At 72.9% G+C, this 16,200-nt stretch carries 18 protein-coding genes and 1 pseudogene; 13 read left to right on the top strand and 6 right to left on the bottom strand.

Annotation, left to right across the window (positions count from 1 at the left end):
* The first annotated feature begins 16 nt into the window (after window positions 1–16).
* Both AB0D48_RS23580 and AB0D48_RS23575 read left to right on the top strand, forming a co-directional pair.
* On the top strand, window positions 17–502 hold the full coding sequence (locus AB0D48_RS23580) for a DUF456 domain-containing protein (RefSeq protein ID WP_362400204.1): 486 nt from the start codon (window positions 17–19) through the stop codon (window positions 500–502).
* An 86-nt stretch (window positions 503–588) separates the two neighbouring features.
* Entirely contained in the window at window positions 589–987 is a 399-nt protein-coding gene (locus tag AB0D48_RS23575; protein WP_362400202.1) for a VOC family protein, read from the top strand.
* Between the two features lie 318 nt (window positions 988–1,305).
* Here AB0D48_RS23575 and rsgA read toward each other — a convergent pair whose 3' ends face one another.
* The 4 genes from rsgA to AB0D48_RS23555 form a co-directional block, all read right to left on the bottom strand.
* The gene (gene rsgA, locus AB0D48_RS23570; RefSeq protein ID WP_362400200.1) at window positions 1,306–2,415 is read right to left on the bottom strand and encodes a ribosome small subunit-dependent GTPase A; all 1,110 of its coding nucleotides are present in this window, start codon (window positions 2,413–2,415) and stop codon (window positions 1,306–1,308) included.
* A 264-nt stretch (window positions 2,416–2,679) separates the two neighbouring features.
* Complete coding sequence (locus tag AB0D48_RS23565) at window positions 2,680–3,528, bottom strand: hypothetical protein (RefSeq protein WP_362400197.1); 849 nt, start codon at window positions 3,526–3,528, stop codon at window positions 2,680–2,682.
* Complete coding sequence (locus tag AB0D48_RS23560) at window positions 3,525–4,181, bottom strand: response regulator transcription factor (protein WP_362400194.1); 657 nt, start codon at window positions 4,179–4,181, stop codon at window positions 3,525–3,527. Before AB0D48_RS23560 ends, AB0D48_RS23565 begins: the two co-directional genes overlap by 4 nt.
* Complete coding sequence (locus tag AB0D48_RS23555) at window positions 4,169–5,449, bottom strand: histidine kinase (protein ID WP_362400191.1); 1,281 nt, start codon at window positions 5,447–5,449, stop codon at window positions 4,169–4,171. Before AB0D48_RS23555 ends, AB0D48_RS23560 begins: the two co-directional genes overlap by 13 nt.
* Before the next feature lie 176 nt (window positions 5,450–5,625).
* Between AB0D48_RS23555 and AB0D48_RS23550 the strand changes: the two genes are divergently transcribed.
* Together AB0D48_RS23550 and AB0D48_RS23545 are read left to right on the top strand one after the other, a co-directional pair.
* Complete coding sequence (locus AB0D48_RS23550) at window positions 5,626–6,027, top strand: hypothetical protein (protein WP_362400188.1); 402 nt, start codon at window positions 5,626–5,628, stop codon at window positions 6,025–6,027.
* A gap of 78 nt (window positions 6,028–6,105) precedes the next feature.
* Window positions 6,106–6,507 carry a VOC family protein gene (locus tag AB0D48_RS23545; protein WP_362400185.1) on the top strand — a complete coding sequence of 134 codons (402 nt, stop codon included), beginning with the start codon at window positions 6,106–6,108 and terminating at the stop codon, window positions 6,505–6,507.
* On the opposite strand, the gene AB0D48_RS23540 is transcribed toward AB0D48_RS23545, so the two are convergent.
* Both AB0D48_RS23540 and AB0D48_RS23535 read right to left on the bottom strand, forming a co-directional pair.
* A complete protein-coding gene (locus AB0D48_RS23540; RefSeq protein WP_362400182.1) occupies window positions 6,438–7,172 on the bottom strand; it encodes a helix-turn-helix domain-containing protein in 735 nt (244 codons plus the stop codon). The two genes, AB0D48_RS23545 and AB0D48_RS23540, sit on opposite strands and share 70 nt — an antisense overlap.
* 99 nt (window positions 7,173–7,271) lie before the next feature.
* On the bottom strand, window positions 7,272–8,396 hold the full coding sequence (locus AB0D48_RS23535) for a YihY/virulence factor BrkB family protein (protein ID WP_362400179.1): 1,125 nt from the start codon (window positions 8,394–8,396) through the stop codon (window positions 7,272–7,274).
* Between the two features lie 17 nt (window positions 8,397–8,413).
* Between AB0D48_RS23535 and AB0D48_RS23530 the strand changes: the two genes are divergently transcribed.
* The 9 genes and pseudogenes from AB0D48_RS23530 to AB0D48_RS23490 all read left to right on the top strand — a co-directional run.
* A complete protein-coding gene (locus AB0D48_RS23530) occupies window positions 8,414–10,057 on the top strand; it encodes an acyl-CoA dehydrogenase family protein (protein ID WP_362400176.1) in 1,644 nt (547 codons plus the stop codon).
* Between the two features lie 365 nt (window positions 10,058–10,422).
* Window positions 10,423–11,733 (top strand): GAF domain-containing protein, encoded by a 1,311-nt coding sequence (locus tag AB0D48_RS23525; protein ID WP_362400173.1) that lies wholly within the window; start codon window positions 10,423–10,425, stop codon window positions 11,731–11,733.
* 5 nt (window positions 11,734–11,738) lie between these two features.
* A complete protein-coding gene (locus AB0D48_RS23520; protein ID WP_362400170.1) occupies window positions 11,739–12,302 on the top strand; it encodes a GNAT family N-acetyltransferase in 564 nt (187 codons plus the stop codon).
* Window positions 12,303–12,573: 271 nt separating this feature from the next.
* Window positions 12,574–12,657: a putative leader peptide gene (locus AB0D48_RS23515; RefSeq protein ID WP_362400341.1), complete on the top strand. Its 84-nt coding sequence runs from the start codon at window positions 12,574–12,576 to the stop codon at window positions 12,655–12,657.
* Between the two features lie 212 nt (window positions 12,658–12,869).
* A complete protein-coding gene (locus AB0D48_RS23510) occupies window positions 12,870–14,579 on the top strand; it encodes a nitrite/sulfite reductase (RefSeq protein WP_362400167.1) in 1,710 nt (569 codons plus the stop codon).
* Window positions 14,576–14,755 (top strand): hypothetical protein, encoded by a 180-nt coding sequence (locus tag AB0D48_RS23505; protein ID WP_362400165.1) that lies wholly within the window; start codon window positions 14,576–14,578, stop codon window positions 14,753–14,755. Before AB0D48_RS23510 ends, AB0D48_RS23505 begins: the two co-directional genes overlap by 4 nt.
* On the top strand, window positions 14,752–15,465 hold the full coding sequence (locus AB0D48_RS23500) for a phosphoadenylyl-sulfate reductase (protein ID WP_362400162.1): 714 nt from the start codon (window positions 14,752–14,754) through the stop codon (window positions 15,463–15,465). The genes AB0D48_RS23505 and AB0D48_RS23500 overlap by 4 nt, the downstream gene beginning before the upstream one ends.
* Before the next feature lie 35 nt (window positions 15,466–15,500).
* On the top strand, window positions 15,501–16,046 hold the full coding sequence (gene cysC, locus AB0D48_RS23495; protein ID WP_362400159.1) for an adenylyl-sulfate kinase: 546 nt from the start codon (window positions 15,501–15,503) through the stop codon (window positions 16,044–16,046).
* A pseudogene (locus tag AB0D48_RS23490) lies at window positions 16,043–16,200 on the top strand (sulfate adenylyltransferase small subunit); the annotation flags it as partial. The gene cysC and the pseudogene AB0D48_RS23490, both read left to right, overlap by 4 nt.

Below are 16,200 nucleotides of genomic sequence, written 5' to 3'. Positions count from 1 at the left end.
CGGTCACGCTGAGCAGATGGATCCGCCTCAGCTGCTCCTGGTGGGGCTGGTGCTGCTGCTCGGGGTGCTCGGGGTACTGGTCCCCGGCGTCCCCGGCACCTGGCTGGTGTGGGCGGGGCTGATGTGGTGGGCGCTGCACGTGCGGTCGGCGCCGGCCTGGGCCCTGCTGGTCGCGGCGACGGCCCTGCTGCTGGTGGTCCAGGTGGTGAAGTGGCTGCTCCCGCCACGACGGCTGCGGGGCGTCGGGGTGAGCCGCCGGATGTTGGTGTACGCGGGCGCCGGCGCGGTACTGGGCTTCGTGCTGATCCCGGTGGTGGGGGCGGTCCCGGGCTTCGTGGGCGGCATCTACCTCTGCGAGCGGCTCCGCCTCGGGTCCCACGGCGAGGCGTGGGCGTCGGTACGGGCTGTGATGCGAGCGGTGGGCACGAGTGTGCTGGTGGAGCTGGTCGCGTGCCTGATGGTGGTGGGGGCGTGGCTGGGGGCGGTGCTGGCGGGGCCGTGAGTGTCCGTGGGGCCGATGGTCGGAGGCGTGTCCTAGCCTCGGCCTGGAAGGCACCCCAGCACCTGGAGGGCAGCACCATGGCCTCGATGCCGCAGAAGATCACCACGTTCCTGATGTTCGAGGGCAGGGCGGAGGAAGCGCTGACCTTCTACACCTCGCTGTTCGAGGACGCCGAGGTCGTCGACATCGCCCGCTACGGCCCGGAGGGCCCCGGCGCGGAGGGCACGGTCCAGGTCGCCACGTTCTCGCTCGCCGGACAGCGCTTCATGTGCATCGACAGCCACGTCAAGCACGGCTTCGGCTTCACCCCGGCGGTGTCGCTCTTCGTCCAGTGCGACACCGAGGCCGAACTCGACCGCCTCTACGGCGCCCTCGCCGAACAGGGCACGGAGCTGATGCCCCTGGGCTCGTACGGCTTCAGCCTCAAGTTCGGCTGGGTGAATGACCGCTTCGGCGTCTCCTGGCAGCTGAACCTGCCGGCGTGACGGCGGGGGCGGACCGGGGCCTTTCGGCCGAGGCCGGCCAGGTCCGGAGCCCGATGCCGCGGGACTCGGCAGCCGCGAGGCCGGCGGCTGACGGCCCGGGCCCACGGCTTCCGCTGCGTGGAGCCTCTCCCCCGGCCCGCCCCTTCCCGACCGGGCTCTGCCCGGACCCGCACCACCCCGTCCCGGGCGCGCCTCAAAGCCCTGGGGCTCCGCCCCCAGCAACGCGGCGCGCCCGCCCATCCTGGCGCCGGCCCTGCCCCGCCAAGGCCGCGGCAGGGGCTGGGCCGGCGCAGCCGGTGGGCGGTGCTTCGCCCAGGGTCAGGCCCGGCCGCCGCGCTTCGCCGCGTAATTGGCCCGGCCCTCCGCCGATTTGATCCGCCAGTCGCGGCGGATCTCCGAGCGGAGCCTGGCATCCGTCTTCGCCACGATCCGCTGGTTCTCCCGCAGCAGCTTGCGGTAGCTGTCCAGGCGGCGCTCCGGCAGCTCGCCCGAGGCCACCGCGGCCAGCACCGCGCATCCCGGCTCCGCTTCGTGCGCGCAGTCGTGGAAGCGGCACCGCTCCGCGTACTCCTCGATCTCCGAGAAGACCTGGCCGACCCCGGCCTCGGCGTCCCAGAGCCCGACGCCGCGCAGTCCCGGCGTGTCGATCAGGACGCCGCCGCCCGGCAGGGCGAGCAGGTTGCGCGTCGTCGTGGTGTGGCGGCCCTTGCCATCGACCTCGCGGGCCTCCTGGACCTCCATGACATCGGCGCCGAGCAGCGTATTGGCCAGCGTCGACTTCCCGGCGCCCGAGACGCCGAGCAGCACACTGGTACCGCCCGCGACGACGGCGGAGAGGATGTCCGTGCCCTCCCCCGTGAGGGAGGAGACGGTGAGGACCTGGACTCCCGGCGCGGTGGTCTCCACGTCCTGGACCAGGTGCGCGAGCGTCGCCGGGTCGGGGACCAGGTCGGTCTTGGTGAGGACGACCAGCGGCTGGGCGCCCGACTCCCACGCCAGGGCCAGGAAGCGCTCGATGCGCCCGAGGTCCAGTTCCACGGCGAGGGAGACGGCGATGATCGCGTGGTCGACGTTGGCGGCGAGGATCTGCCCCTCGGACCGCTGCGAGGAGGTGGACCGTACGAAGGCGGTCCGGCGCGGCAGGTACGCCTTCACGTAGCGCGGGATGCCGGCCGCCTCCACCGCCGCCCAGTCGCCGGTGCAGATGACCCGGAGCGGGTCGTGCGGGGTGACGAAGGCGGTGTCGGCGCGGACGATGCCGTCCTCGGTCATGACGTCGCACTGACCGCGGTCGACGCGTACGACCCGGCCGGGCACGAGACCCTGCTCGGCGTACGGGGTGAACTCGGCCGCCCAGGCGTCGTCCCAGCCGAGCGGGCTGAGCACGTGCGAGAGCGAAGAGGCCTGCGGGAAAGAAGAGAAAGACAAGGGAAACCCTTCACAGGGTGGCCCCGGCAGCGCGCCCGCCCGGTGGCGGCACGCGAAGAAGTGTGTGAGGTCAGCCGGAGACCACGGAAGTGACATTGATGGTCTTCTGAGTGCGGGCAGCGCCCTGCGTGACGACAGTCATCAATGAACTCACCTCCGGGTCATGCACGTGCTGACGGTTCCGCACCGGTCGGCGGGAACGGGCTCACCCTAACAAGTCCCCTCACGCGCCCGCCAGTTCTTTTTTCGGCGGCCCGGAAGAAGCTAAGGGCTGTCCGGGTACGAGGCCTCGGCGTGGCCCGACGCCGCCTCGATGTCCAGCGTGCGGGGCGAGCCGGGGTCGCGCAGGGCGTCCGGGATCCCGCAGTGGCCGGCTCCGGCCTCGCAGCGGACCCGGAAGCGGGTGGCCGCGGGCACGGTGAGGGCGAGGTGGCCGGAGCCGACGCGGGCGGTCACGTGGTCGGGCGGGGCGATGAAGGCCGTGTCGGCGCGGCCGGAGCCGACCCGGATGTCGGCCTGGGCGGAGGTGAGGTCGGCGGCCCGCAGGCGCCCGGAGCCGATCTCCGCGCGCAGGGCGCCCCGCAGTCCGGTGATGTCGACCTGGCCGGAGTCGACCTGCGCGTCGACGTTGCCGCCCAGGCCGCTGAGGGAGACCCGGCCGGCGCCGGCCGTCACCTTCACCGGGATGCCCAGGGGTACGGTCACCCGCAGCCGCACCGAGCAGCCGGCCCCGGCGGTCACCCAGGAGCCCGCGCCGGGGCAGTGCGGGGTGAGCCGCAGGGTGTCGCCGAGCCAGCTCTGCTCGATGGTGGGCGCCTCGAGCGACCAGCTGACCTCGGCGCGGTAGCCGACCTCCTGGTCCCCGCGGGGGGTGACGGCGACGTCGGAGTCGCCGCCCACGATCTCCAGGGCGGTCACCGGGCGGCCGCCGCTGCCGCCCTGCAGGACGCGGCTCCGCGCGGTCCCGTACGACCATGCCTGCCAGGTGAGCGGCGCGACGACGAGCAGCGCGCTGAGGAACGCGGCGACGGTCCACGCGAGCCGCTGCCCGGAACGGTCAGGGGACTGGGCGGGAGCGACCGGATCCGGCCCCGGAGCCGGGGCTGCCGTCACGGCGTGCCGTCCAGGAAGCGCAGGACCGCGAGGACCCGGCGGTGGTCGCCGTCGGCCGGGGGCAGGTCGAGTTTGGCGAAGATGTTGTTGATGTGTTTGGCCACCGCGCTCTCGCTCACGACGAGTCCGGCCGCGATCCCGGCGTTCGAGCGGCCCTCCGCCATCAGGGCCAGCACCTCGCGCTCGCGCGGGGTGAGCCGCTCCAGCGGGTCCGGGCCGCCGCCGCGGCGCAGCAGGAGCTGGGCGACGACCTGCGGGTCGAGCGCCGTGCCGCCCGAAGCCACGCGCCGCAGGGCGTCGATGAACTCCTCGACGTCGGCGACCCGTTGCTTGAGCAGGTAGCCGATGCCGGAACCGCTGGGGGCGGCCAGCAGGTCGGCGGCGTACCGCTCCTCCACGTACTGGGAGAGCAGCAACACGGCCGTACCGGGGCTCTGCTGGCGGATCATCAGGGCCGCCCGGACGCCCTCGTCGGTGAAACCGGGCGGCATCCGTACGTCGACGAGCGCGAGGGCGGGCCGGTGTTCCTCGACGGCGGCGAGCAGAGCCTCGGCGTCGCCGGTCTCGGCGGCCACCTCGAAACCGGCCATTTCGAGGACTTTGACGAGTCCTATGCGCAGCAGGACGGAGTCCTCGGCGATCACAGCCCGCACGGCAGCTCCACGGTGATGACGGTCGGGCCCCCGAGGGGGCTGTCGATCATGATGGTTCCGTCGACCGACCCTACGCGTTTGCGCAGGCCGACCAGACCGGTGCCGCCCGACGGGTCGGCTCCGCCCACCCCGTCGTCGGTGACGGTGACGCGCAGCAGGTCTCCGCGGCAGCCGGCCCCGCCCGGCGTGGGACCGCGTACGACCCGTACCGAACACCGGTCGGCCCGGGCGTGTTTGGCCACATTGGCCAGGGTCTCGGAGACCACGAAGTAGGCGACGGCCTCCACGGTGGCTCCCGGCCTGGTCCCGATGTCCACGGTCAGCTCGACGGGGAAGGGGGCGCGGGCGGCGATCCCGGAGAGCGCCGCGTCGAGCCCGCGGTCCTCCAGTACGGCCGGATGCAGGCCCCGTACCAGGTTGTTGAGCTCCTCGATGGCCTCCTTCGCCTCGCGGTGGGCCTCGTCGATGACGGCCTTGGCCTCGGGCGGCAGGTCGGGGAGGGTGGCGCGGGCGATGCCCAGGTTCATGGCGAGGGCGACGAGCCGCTGCTGGGCGCCGTCGTGCAAGTCCCGCTCGATGCGGCGGCGTTCGAGGTCGGCGGCGTCCAGGACGCCGGCCCGGCTCTCCGCGAGGTCCTCCACCCGCCGCTCCAGTTCCCGGGACCGGTTCGGGCCGAGGAGGGCCGCCGCCGCGAAGGCGTCCAGGCGGGCCACGAGGACGGCCCACCAGGGCGCGGCGAGCAGCAGCAGGACGCCGGCGCCGGTGATGAGGTCGTAGTCGCCGGTCCAGCCGGGGGTACGGGTGTCCGCGGGCAGCATCCAGCACCAGGCGTAGACGCTCGCGCCGACGGCGCCGCAGACCCACGCCAGGACCACCAGCGCCCCGGCGGCGGCGGCGAGCGGGCTGACGAGGAGGTGGTAGCCGTACTGCCGCCAGGTGGCTTCCGAGCGCAGCCGTTCGGCGAGCCCGCGGGGGCTCCACCAGCGCCGCTCCCGCACGATCTCCGGCACGTCGAGGCCGAGCAGCGCCCGGAAGCGGCTGCGCTGGAGCGTGGTGAGCAGCGGAGAGAGGACCAGAACCAGGAGCAGGAGCAACGGGACCGGGCTCCGGCCGGGCGCCAGGGCCGTGCACGTGAAGCCGAGGAGGGCGGGCAGGGCCGGCGGGATCGCGGCCACCGTGAACACCGTGTGGTGCCGGGCCCACGCCGACCACGGGGTGCGCGCCGCGATCCAGGTGTAGATACGCCTCGGCGCGCCGGAAATTGCCATGCCCGTACGGTAATCGCACTGGTCAGGGGGGTGCCATCACCCTGGTACCCGCCCGGGGGTGTACCTGGCACCACCCCGGCTTCGGACAGTGGTGTGAGTGACCTCGATGACCCGGCGGACCAGGCTGGTGGTGTGCCCGGGGGACGGACCGCCGGGCCGGAAGGAGACCCCCAGCCATGGCACTTGTCGCCCCGCAGGCCCGCGCCTGGCGCACCCCCCGTACGGCGACGGCCGCCCTGTTCACCGGAGCGGGGGTGGCGCTGGTGCCGTGGATGCTGGTGCTGGCGAAGACGATGCCGCGGACGGCCGAGGTCTCGAACTGGGCCGCCGCGTGGATCGGCCTGGACCTGATGCTGGCCGCCGGGCTGACCGGAACCGGGCTGCTGCTGCGCAAGGGGGACCCCCGGGCGTCCGCGGTGGCGGCGGCGACCGCCGCACTGCTGGCGATGGACGCCTGGTTCGACGTCACCACCTCGCTCGGGACCGGCCAGCAGGGCATGGCGCTGCTGCTGGCGGCGGGCGCCGAGCTGCCCCTGGCCGTGGCGTGCGCGGCCGTGGCCGTACGCCGGCAGGGCTGAGCTCCGCGTCCTCCGGCGGGGCAGGGCGTGTCCGTTTCGTTCAAGACGGACCGGCCGGGGCGTGCCTAGCCTGCCCGTATGACTCCTCGACTCGACATGATCGGCCTGGTCGTCTCCGACATGGCCGCCTCGCTCGCCTTCTACCGGCGCCTCGGGCTGGACGTCCCGGCCGGCGCCGACGACCAGCCGCACGTGGAAGCGGCTCTGCCCGGGGGACTGCGGATCGGATGGGACACGGAGGAGACCGTCCGCTCCTTCGACCCGTCATGGACCCGGCCCACCGGTGACAGCCGCCGGGAGCTGGCCTTCCTGTGCGACTCCCCCGCCGAGGTGGACGCGCTGTACGCCGAGTTGACCGGCGCCGGGCACCCGGGGCACCTGAAGCCCTGGGACGCCTTCTGGGGCCAGCGCTACGCCGTGGTCCTCGATCCGGACGGCTGCGGGGTCTCGCTGTTCGCTCCCTCGGAGCCCGCGACGTAGGCGCTCAGTGTGGTCCCGGCCAGCGCGCGCACCTCGCGGGCGAGATGGGCCTGGTCGGCGTACCCGGCGACGCAGGCGACCTCCACGTACGGCGTGCCCGCGCGGGCCAGGGCGAGGGCGCGCCGCAGCCGGAGCACCCGCCCCAGCGTCCTGGGCCCGTACCCGAAGGCGTCGAGGGAGCGCCGGTGCAGCTGCCGCTCGCCCAGGCCGACCGCGGCGGCGATCCGCGCCACGCCCTCCCCGGCCCGGAGCCGGAGCGTGACCTCGGCGGCTAGGGGGTCCGGCGGGCCGGTGTCGGCGGCGCGGCGGGCGGCCAGCGCCTCCAGCCCGGCGCGCGGGTCTCCGTAGGCCGCCACCTGCGCGGCCAGGCGCCTCACCTCCCGGGCGGGCCACAGGTCGGCGAGCTCGACGCGCCGGTCCCGCAGCACGTGCGCCGGTACGCCGAGCAGCGCGGGCGCGGCGCCGGGCGCCAGCCTGATCCCGGCGAAGGCCCCGCCCGGCACCTCCCCGGCGGGGTGCGGCCCGGTGTCGGGCCCGGCCACGAGCAGCCGCCCGTCGGCCCACAGCAGGTCCATGCACCCGTCGGGAAGCACCACCCCGCTGCCGCCTCCGGCCCGCCACAGCACGGCCCCGGGCACGGCTTGCGACCGCTGCTCCTCGTACACCCCTTCAGGCTAGGTGCGCTGTCCGTGCTCGCGCAGCCGCACGCCAGTGCCCCGCAGCGGACGTCAGTGCCGGCGCAGCCGCACGCCAGTGCCCGCGCGTCAGTGCTTGCGCAGCCGCGACGAGTAGTCCTCCGGCGGCAGGAACTTCGACCAGCGCTCCGGGAACTCGGACGGCATCCCCTCGTCCTCGTCGTCCTCCGACTCGCCCTCCGCCATCGCCCGCCAGGCCGCGGCCCGCGCGATCAGCTGCGCGGCCTCCGCCTCGCGGGCCCGCTCGTTCGCCTCGCGCGCCGCAGCCGTGGCCACCGAGGGCCAGACCCGGTCGATCGCCGCGTTGACGGCCGCGCCGACGAGGACCGCGAAGGCCGAGATGCCGATCCACAGCAGCACCGCCACCGGCGCGGCCAGCGAGCCGTAGATCGTCGGCCCCTCCACGGTGTTGGTCAGGTAGATCCGCAGCAGGAACGAGCCCAGCACCCACATGGCCAGGGCCACCAGCGCGCCCGGCACGTCCTCGATCCAGGGCGAGCGCACCGGTACCGAGACGTGGTAGAGCGTCGTCAGGAAGGCGATCGACAGCAGGGTCACGGTCGGCCAGTACAGGACCGCGATCACCTCGGTGCCCCAGGGCACCAGCCGGACCACCGCGTCGGGTCCGACCACCATCAGCGGCAGCACGATCGCGCCGATCAGCAGCGCGATGACGTACAGCAGGAAGGCCAGCAGCCTGGTCTTCACGATGCCGCGCTGTCCGTCGAGCCCGTACATCACGGTGATGGTGTCGATGAAGACGTTGACGGCGCGCGAGCCGGACCACAGGGCGAAGGCGAAGCCGAGCGAGATCAGGTCCGGGCGGCCGCGCCCGGTGACGTCGTCGAGCAGCGGCCTGGCGATGTCGTTGACGCCCCGGTCGGACAGGACCGTGCCGACCGCCCGCAGGATGTTCTCCTCGATGCTCTCGACGGTACGGGTGTCCGTCCAGCCGTCCACGTAGCCGAGGAGGCCGAGCAGGCCGAGGAAGAGCGGGGGCAGCGAGAGCAGGGTGAAGAAGGCCGCTTCGGCCGCGAGCCCGAGGATCCGGTACTCGATGCACGAGTTGACGGTGTCCTTCAGGAGCAGCCAGCCCATCTTCCGCTTCGAGACGTTGCGGTAAAGGGCGCGGGCCCGGTGGAGCCGTCCTTGGCGTCCGAGGATCCGCTCGGGTGTTTCTTTTGCTGGCTGCACGTCCTTACGGTATCCGCATGGCAGCCACCACCCACACAGTCACGAATCAGGCCCCGCCCCTCGTGGGCCACGACGTCTACGGGGGCGACCGGGCCCTCACCGAGGGCGTGGAGCGTCATCTCGCCCCGGCGGACCCCGAACTGCTCGGTGAGGTACAGGAGGAGCTCACCCGCATCGGGCGCTCGGCGGGCTCCGCGCAGGCCCAGGAATGGGGGGCGCAGGCGAACGAGAATCCGCCGAAGCTGCGGACGCACGACCGGTACGGCAACCGGATCGACGAGGTGGAGTTCCACCCGGCCTGGCACCACCTGCTCGGCAAGGCGGTGGCCTCCGGGCTCACCGACGCCTGGGGGCGCCCGGCCGGGCACTTGCGCCGCGCCGCCGGGTTCTTCGTCTGGTCCCAGGCCGAGGCGGGACACGGCTGCCCGGTCTCGATGACGCACGCGGCCGTACCGGCGCTGCGGGCAGATCCGGAGCTGGCCGCCGAGTGGGAGCCCCGGCTGACCTCGCACGTGTACGAGGAGGGGCTGCGGCCGGCCGCCGAGAAGGCGGGTGTGCTCTTCGGCATGGGGATGACGGAGAAGCAGGGCGGCAGCGACGTACGGGCGAACACGACGGCGGCGGTGCCGCTGGACGCGTCGGGCGAGTACCTGCTGACCGGGCACAAGTGGTTCTGCTCGGCGCCGATGTGCGACGGGTTCCTGGTGCTGGCGCAGGCGCCCGGAGGCCTCACCTGCTTCCTGGTGCCGAGGGTGCTGCCCGACGGCACGCGCAACGTCTTCGCGATCCAGCGGCTGAAGGACAAGCTGGGCAACAAGTCGAACGCGTCGAGCGAGGTGGAGTTCGACGGGACCTGGGCGCGGCGGGTGGGCGAGGAGGGCCGTGGCGTGCGGACCATCATCGAGATGGTCGCGGCGACCCGGCTGGACTGCGTCATCGGCTCGGCCTCGCTGATGCGGCAGGCGCTGACGCAGGCCGTGCACCACGCGGAGCACCGCTCCGCTTTCGGAGCACCGCTCATCGACCAGCCGCTGATGCGCAACGTCCTCGCCGATCTCGCGCTGGAGTCGGAGGCGGCCACCACCCTGACCCTGCGGCTCGCAGCCGCCTACGACGCCGGGACCGAGCAGGAGAAGGCCTTCCTGCGCCTCGCGGTGCCCGCCGCCAAGTACTGGGTGACCAAGCGCTGTACGCCGATGGTGGCAGAGGCCCTGGAGTGTCTGGGCGGCAACGGCTACGTCGAGGAGTCCGGGCTGCCGAGACTGCTGCGCGAATCCCCGCTGAACTCCATCTGGGAGGGCTCGGGCAACGTCCAGGCACTGGACGCGCTCCGCGCGCTCCAGCGTGAGCCGCAGGCACTGAACGCCTTCCTCCAGGAGGTCGGCCTGGCCCGGGGCGCTGACCACCGGCTGGATTCGGCCATCAAGGACCTGCTGACGGACCTCGCCGACCTGGACGGCATCGAGGCCCGGGCCCGCCGCGTGGTGGAGCGCATGGCTCTGGTGCTGCAGGGGTCGCTGCTGGTCCGGTGGGCCCCGCCGGAGGTGGCGGACGCGTTCTGCGCCTCGCGGCTGGGTGGCGACTGGGGCGCGGCCTTCGGCACGCTGCCGCACAGCCTCGACCTGCGGACGGTCGTGGAACGGGCACGGATCGCGGGCTAGGGAGTGTCGTCGACAGCCCCGCCGGCCAGACGGGACTCTGACGACACGGCCCGGGGGTGTCAGCCCGGCTTGATCGGCAGGACACCCCATGGGGACGGGGGGCCGCCGGGCACCCCTGCGGTCCCCGAACCGCTCCCAGCCGGGATCCGGGCCCGTACCGGGAACAGGGATGGTGCCGCGCCGACTCGGCACCACCCCTGATCCGAGAAGCCCCGAGGAGGAGCTGTCACGCCGCTCAGCGACGTCCGGACAGTTTCGGTCGGGCGACCGGGACTTGGCGAGAGTTGCATACCGTTGCAACCTTTGAACCCGGCAGCCGCCCCGGCGGCTGGCGTCGTACGTCCTGTTCGCACGGGGAGGTTCCGATGGCCGACACCACCGGCCGTACGGTCGATGTGGCCCGCATCTCGGCCATGGACGCGCGGGACGCCGCGCGTCTGCTCAAGGGCGTACGGGCGGCCGCGCTGGCCGGGGACCGCCCGCCGGCCGCGCCGCGGCCGGAGATCGCCGAGTCCTGGCGGCGGATGCTGGCGGGCGGGGTGCACCCGGACAGGGACACGCGGTCGCGGATGCTGTCGGCCGCCGAGACCGAGGAGCGGCGGCACGTGTCGCCGCTGCGGGAGATCCTCCCGGTGCTGCGGGAGGGACTGCTGCCGGCGCTGGACGAGGCCCTGCACATCATGGTCGTGGCCGACGCGGAGGGGCGGCTGCTGTGGCGGGAGGGCCACGCCTCCATCCTGCGCAAGGCGGACCGGCTCGGTTTCGGGGTGGGGGCCGACTGGGACGAGGCCGTGGTCGGCACGAACGGGGTGGGCACCGCCCTGGTGGTCCGGCGGCCCGTCCAGGTGTTCTCCGCGGAGCACTTCGTCTCCAGTCACCACGACTGGACCTGCGCGGGTGCCCCCGTACGGGACCCGCGGGACGGCCGGCTGCTCGGTGTGGTCGACGTGAGCGGGCCGCTGGCCACCATGCACCCGGCGACCCTGGCGTGGGTGAGCTCGGTGGCCCGGCTGGCGGAGCGGGAGCTGCGCGTACGGCACCTGGAGTCGCTGGAGCGGCTGCGGGCGGTGGCGGCCCCGCTGCTGGCCCGGCTGCCGGGGCGGGCGCTCGCCGTGGACCCCGACGGCTGGACTGCGGCCGTGACGGGGCTGGCCCCCGTGGACCGGGTCCCGCTGCCGAAGTCCTTCGGGCCGGGGAGGGTGTGGGTGCCGCAGCTCGGCGACTGCGCGGTGGAGCCGCTGCCCGGCGGCTGGCTGCTGCGGATCGCGCAGGACCGTACGAGCACGGGCGTGACCCGGGTCGTGCTCGACGTCAGCCGGGCGGGGTCCTGGTCGGTGACGGTGTACGGGGCCGCCGGGAGCTGGTCGCAGGAGCTGAGCCCGCGCCACGCGGAGCTGCTGTTCCTGCTGGCGGAGAGCCCGCGGGGGCGCTCCGCGGCCGAGCTGTCCGGAGAGCTGTTCGGGGACCCGACGCGCACGGTCACGGTCCGCGCGGAGATGTCCCGCGTACGACGCAACCTGGCGGGGGTGCTGACCCACCGGCCGTACCGCTTCGCGGACGACGTGGAGGTGGAGCTGATCCGCCCGGAGGCCCCGGTCGCACTCCTCCCCCATTCCACCGCTCCCGCGGTGATCCGGGCCCGCCTGGGCCGTTCCGGGCCCGGCGTGATTCCCTGACGTGCATGGACACCATCACCCTCACCACCTGGTCCCTGGAGATGACCTCCCCGGAGGACCTGATACCCGCGACTCCCCCGGGCCCGGAGATCACCATCGCCCGGGCGGAGGTGCCCTCCCCCGAGTTCAGCCGCTTCCTGTACGCGTCGGTGGGCGGTGACATCCACTGGACGGACCGGCTGTCCCTGACGCGGGCGCAGTGGGTGGAGCAGCTGGGCCGGGCGGGCGTGGAGACGTGGGTGGCGTACGACCGGGGCACGCCGGCGGGCTACGTCGAGTTCGACCCGCAGGCCGACGGTGTGGTGGAGATCATCTACTTCGGACTGCTCCCCGACTTCCGGGGCCGCCGCATCGGCGGGCACCTGCTGTCGGTGGGCATCGCCCGCGCCTGGGACCTCGCGGAGCGCTGGCCGGCCCGCGAGCCGACCCGCCGGGTCTGGCTCCACACGTGCAGCCAGGACGGCCCGACGGCTATGGACAACTACCTCCGCCGCGGCTTCAAGCTCTTCAAGACGGAAACGGAGACCAAGCAGGACACCCCGACGCCGGGCCCCTGGCCGGGCGCGTAGCCGGTCTGGCTGCGGCTGGATCGCCCGCAGGGCGATTCCGGCCCCGCCGTGGGTGCCTCCCCGACGGCCGCTGGGGTTCGAGGCGCTGGGGTCCCCCGGACGGATTCCGGAAGAGTCCGGGGGCAGAGACCCTGGCAACGGCGCCGCATCCGGCTCCACGAGAAGGGCCGCGGTGCGTGACCCCGATCACGTCGTCCACCATGCGGGACGAGTTCGTCCGCATCATGGACAGTAGTGGACTCCTCCAATCGGCACATGACACGCTTCCGCCATGAATGGAGCTGGAATTGCCTTGGTGAGTCGGCGGCACGTCGACCTCGGCCGCATGTCCAGCGCCATCTGTCCGGTGCGCTGACGGAACCAGCCACGCCGCACGTCGTCGCCGTCCCCGCCGCCGCGGACGCGCCGATCACCCGATAGCCCCCTGAGGCCGATGTACCGCCCTGCCCGCCGGCAACCCCGGCAAGGGAGCGGGCATCTGCCACACCCGCTCAGAGTCCAGGGGTCACGCTACGCCGCCGCCTCCCCCTGCCCTTGCCTTGAGCCGCCGAAGAAGGACGTACCGCCATGGCCGCCACCCCCGAAACGCCCGCAGCCGCAGCTCCCGCAGCCGCCGCGCGCCGCAAGACCGGCCGACACCGCGGTGAGGGTCAGTGGGCCGTGGGACACCACACGCCCCTCAACGGCAACGAGCAGTTCAAGAAGGACGACGACGGTCTCAACGTGCGGACACGCATTGAGACGATCTACTCCAAGTCGGGCTTCGACTCGATCGACCCCAACGACCTGCGCGGCCGCATGCGCTGGTGGGGTCTCTACACCCAGCGCAAGCCCGGGATCGACGGCGGCAAGACCGCGATCCTGGAGCCGGAGGAGCTGGACGACAAGTACTTCATGCTGCGCGTCCGCATCGACGGCGGCCGGCTGACCACCGAGCAGCTCCGCGTCATCGGCGAGATCTCGCAGGAGTTCGCGCGCGGCACCGCCGACCTCACGGACCGGCAGAACGTGCAGTACCACTGGATCCGGATCGAGGACGTCCCCGAGATCTGGCGCCGTCTGGAGGCCGTCGGCCTCTCGACCACCGAGGCCTGCGGTGACACGCCCCGCGTCATCCTCGGTTCGCCCGTCGCCGGTATCGCGCAGGACGAGATCATCGACGGCACGCCCGCCATCGACGAGATCCAGCGCCGCATCGTGGGCAACCCCGCCTTTTCCAACCTGCCCCGCAAGTTCAAGTCCGCGGTCTCCGGCTCGCCGCTGCTCGACGTGGCGCACGAGATCAACGACGTGGCGTTCGTGGGCGTCAACCACCCCGAGCACGGCCCCGGCTTCGACGTCTGGGTCGGCGGCGGCCTCTCCACCAACCCCAAGCTCGGTGTGCGCCTGGGCACCTGGGTCTCGCTCGACGAGGTCCCCGACGTCTACGAGGGCGTCATCTCGGTGTTCCGCGACTACGGCTACCGCCGGCTGCGCACCCGCGCCCGCCTGAAGTTCCTCGTCGCCGACTGGGGCCCGGCCAAGTTCCGCCAGGTGCTGGAGGACGAGTACCTGAAGCGCCAGCTGACCGACGGCCCCGCGCCCGAGCAGCCCAGCGGCCAGTGGCGCGACCACGTCGGCGTCCACCAGCAGCAGGACGGCCGCTTCTACGTCGGCTTCGCGCCCCGCGTGGGCCGCGTGGACGGCGCCACCCTCACCAAGATCGCGGACGTCGCCGCGCAGCACGGCTCAGGCCGCCTGCGCACCACGGCCGAGCAGAAGATGATCGTCCTCGACATCGAGGCCGACCAGGTCGACTCGCTGGTCGCGGCCCTGGAGGCGCTCGACCTGCGGGTCAACCCGTCCCCGTTCCGCCGCGGCACGATGGCCTGCACCGGCATCGAGTTCTGCAAGCTGGCCATCGTCGAGACCAAGGCGCGCGGCGCCTCGCTGATCGACGAGCTGGAACGCCGCCTGCCGGACTTCGCCGAGCCGCTCACCATCAACATCAACGGCTGCCCGAACGCCTGCGCCCGTATCCAGGTGGCGGACATCGGTCTCAAGGGCCAGCTGGTCCTGGACGACGACGGCAACCAGGTGGAGGGCTACCAGGTCCACCTGGGCGGCGCCCTCGGCCTGGAGGCCGGCTTCGGCCGCAAGGTCCGCGGCCTCAAGGTCACCTCCGCCGGTCTGCCCGACTACGTCGAGCGGGTCGTCAAGCAGTACGAGGAGCAGCGCGAGGACGGCGAGCGCTTCGCGGCGTGGGTCGCCCGCGCGGACGAGAAGAGCCTCTCGTGAGCGAGCGCGCCGCACCGTTCTACTGCCCGTATTGCGGCGACGAGGACCTGTTTCCCCACGAGACGGGCCACGGCGCCTGGGAATGCAGGGCCTGCAACCGAGCCTTCCAGCTGAAGTACCTCGGGCTGCTGGCCCGGGGCGTTCAGTCCAAGACCGCTGGAGGGGACGAGATATGACCACCACTCAAGACGTGAGTCTCAAAGCCGCGACGCTCAAGGAACTGGCCGAGCGGGCGGGCCGCGACCTGGAGGACGCCTCCGCACTGGAGATCCTCACCTGGGCGGCCGAGACCTTCGGCAAGAAGTTCGCCGTGACCTCCTCCATGGAGGACGCGGTCGTCGCCCACCTGGCGTCCCGCGCCTTCCCCGGCGTGGACGTGGTCTTCCTCGACACGGGCTACCACTTCGAGGAGACCATCGGCACCCGTGACGCGGTCGAGGCGGTGATGGACGTCAACGTCATCACCCTCACCCCTCGCCGGACGGTCGCCGAGCAGGACGCGGAGTACGGCCCGAAGCTGCACGACCGCGACCCCGACCTGTGCTGCGCGCTGCGCAAGGTCAAGCCGCTCGAAGAGGGCCTGACCGCGTACGACGCGTGGGCGACGGGCCTGCGCCGCGACGAGTCCCCGACCCGGGCGAACACCCCGGTGGTCGGCTGGGACGAGAAGCGGCAGAAGGTCAAGATTTCGCCGATCGCCCGCTGGACCCAGGACGACGTGGACGCCTACGTCGCCGAACACGGGGTGCTGACCAACCCGCTGCTGATGGACGGATACGCCTCCGTCGGCTGCGCCCCGTGCACCCGCCGCGTGGCGGAGGGCGAGGACGCGCGGGCCGGCCGGTGGGCCGGGCGCGGCAAGACCGAGTGCGGACTGCACGGCTGATGACGACCAGCGAAGAACTTACGGAGACAGAGCAGATGAGCGTGAGCGACCAGGGCGCCACCGTGTGGCTGACCGGGCTGCCGAGCGCGGGCAAGACCACCATCGCCTATGCGCTGGCCGAGCGGCTGCGCGCCGAGGGGCACCGCGTGGAGGTCCTCGACGGCGACGAGATCCGCGAGTTCCTCTCCGCCGGCCTCGGTTTCAGCCGCGAGGACCGGCACACCAACGTGCAGCGGATCGGCTTCGTCGCCGAACTCCTCGCGAGCAACGGCGTCAAGGCGCTGGTGCCGGTGATCGCGCCGTTCGCGGACAGCCGTGAGGCCGTCCGCAAGCGGCACGGCGCCGAGGGCACCTCCTACCTGGAGGTCCACGTGGCCACCCCGGTCGAGGTCTGCTCCGAGCGTGACGTCAAGGGCCTGTACGCCAAGCAGGCGGCGGGCGAGATTTCCGGTCTGACCGGGGTCGACGACCCGTACGAGGCACCGGAGTCCCCGGACCTCCGTATCGAGTCGCACACGCAGTCCGTGCAGGAGTCGGCTTCGGCCCTGCACGCGCTGCTCACCGAGAGGGGTCTGGCATGACGACGACCGTCGCACACGTCCACGACGAGACGGACGCTCCCTACGCGCTGTCGCACCTCGACGCCCTCGAGTCGGAGGCGGTGCACATCTTCCGTGAGGTGGCGGGTGAGTTCGAGAAGCCGGTGATCCTGTTCTCCGGTGGCAAGGACTCGAT

The sequence above is a fragment of the Streptomyces sp. NPDC048269 genome, assembly GCF_040652395.1.
Lineage (GTDB): Bacteria > Actinomycetota > Actinomycetes > Streptomycetales > Streptomycetaceae > Streptomyces.
The sequence above is the reverse complement of the archived record's forward strand: the minus strand, read 5'-3'. Positions and strand labels throughout refer to the sequence as shown.

What these genes read in the sequence shown, in the direction of transcription:
- AB0D48_RS23580 (WP_362400204.1), top strand. Translation starts at nt 17, where the DNA reads ATGGATCCGCCTCAGCTGCTCCTGGTGGGGCTGGTGCTGCTGCTCGGG.
- AB0D48_RS23575 (WP_362400202.1), top strand. Translation starts at nt 589, where the DNA reads ATGCCGCAGAAGATCACCACGTTCCTGATGTTCGAGGGCAGGGCGGAG.
- AB0D48_RS23555 (WP_362400191.1), bottom strand. Translation starts at nt 5,449, where the DNA reads ATGGCAATTTCCGGCGCGCCGAGGCGTATCTACACCTGGATCGCGGCG.
- AB0D48_RS23550 (WP_362400188.1), top strand. Translation starts at nt 5,626, where the DNA reads ATGGCACTTGTCGCCCCGCAGGCCCGCGCCTGGCGCACCCCCCGTACG.
- AB0D48_RS23545 (WP_362400185.1), top strand. Translation starts at nt 6,106, where the DNA reads ATGACTCCTCGACTCGACATGATCGGCCTGGTCGTCTCCGACATGGCC.
- AB0D48_RS23530 (WP_362400176.1), top strand. Translation starts at nt 8,414, where the DNA reads ATGGCAGCCACCACCCACACAGTCACGAATCAGGCCCCGCCCCTCGTG.
- AB0D48_RS23525 (WP_362400173.1), top strand. Translation starts at nt 10,423, where the DNA reads ATGGCCGACACCACCGGCCGTACGGTCGATGTGGCCCGCATCTCGGCC.
- AB0D48_RS23520 (WP_362400170.1), top strand. Translation starts at nt 11,739, where the DNA reads ATGGACACCATCACCCTCACCACCTGGTCCCTGGAGATGACCTCCCCG.
- AB0D48_RS23515 (WP_362400341.1), top strand. Translation starts at nt 12,574, where the DNA reads ATGAATGGAGCTGGAATTGCCTTGGTGAGTCGGCGGCACGTCGACCTC.
- AB0D48_RS23510 (WP_362400167.1), top strand. Translation starts at nt 12,870, where the DNA reads ATGGCCGCCACCCCCGAAACGCCCGCAGCCGCAGCTCCCGCAGCCGCC.
- AB0D48_RS23500 (WP_362400162.1), top strand. Translation starts at nt 14,752, where the DNA reads ATGACCACCACTCAAGACGTGAGTCTCAAAGCCGCGACGCTCAAGGAA.
- cysC (WP_362400159.1), top strand. Translation starts at nt 15,501, where the DNA reads ATGAGCGTGAGCGACCAGGGCGCCACCGTGTGGCTGACCGGGCTGCCG.